Raw genomic sequence first — 220 nt, 5'->3', positions numbered from 1 at the left:
GTTTTACTTAAACTGCATAGCCATTTCTTGTGCTTGTTCATAACTATTACAGTTAAACTCTGCAATTTTAGTAAAAACAACCCAAGTAGTTTTTTGTTCAAAATCATGGTGTGGAAACCGCTCCATGTAACTACTACCTAAGGCTTTTTTAGTGTTAGGGATTTCAAGAATTTCAGAATCCCCGATTATTTCAGAATGTAGAGCTACTTTTTTTTGATAG

Annotated in this window: 1 protein-coding gene; it reads right to left on the bottom strand. The window is 33.2% G+C overall.

Annotated elements, in window-relative coordinates; translation table 11 throughout:
* Positions 1 to 3: 3 nt before the first annotated feature.
* A partial coding sequence (locus P20480_RS19535) for a hypothetical protein (protein ID WP_033025953.1) occupies positions 4 to 220 on the bottom strand: 217 nt, incomplete at its 5' end.

Origin of the sequence: Pseudoalteromonas sp. BSi20480 (assembly GCF_000241365.1) — a bacterium.
Taxonomy (GTDB): domain Bacteria; phylum Pseudomonadota; class Gammaproteobacteria; order Enterobacterales; family Alteromonadaceae; genus Pseudoalteromonas; species Pseudoalteromonas marina.
Note: the sequence above shows the minus strand (reverse complement) of the source record. Positions and strands in the feature narration are given on the sequence as shown.